We start from the raw sequence: 280 nt of genomic DNA on the forward strand, positions 1-280 counted from the left end.
CATACTCTCTACATCTATCTCCAAGCCTCAATCTTCTTAGTTCCTAATAGCATTCTTCTTTTATTCATAATGGCCACAGTCGAGGTTGTGTCAGCAACATCAGCATTCCACGCGGAGAAAGTTGAAGAAGCAAAGACAACAACTGAAGAAGCAGCGGCCACAGTTGAGGAAGTTGTAGTAGCTCCACCAGCACCAGAAGGGCCTAAACAAACCGAGACCAATGCGGATGAGCCAGCAGAGGAGGCCAAGGTGACTGACGGAGAGGTCAAGGCGGAAAGTG

General features: G+C 48.6%; 1 protein-coding gene. It reads left to right on the forward strand.

Annotated elements, in window-relative coordinates; all coding sequences use genetic code 11:
- A partial coding sequence (locus QWY28_RS23575) for a hypothetical protein (protein ID WP_300955341.1) occupies positions 1–280 on the forward strand: 280 nt, incomplete at both ends.

Source organism: Nocardioides oceani (genome assembly GCF_030412965.1).
GTDB classification, from domain to species: domain Bacteria; phylum Actinomycetota; class Actinomycetes; order Propionibacteriales; family Nocardioidaceae; genus Nocardioides; species Nocardioides oceani.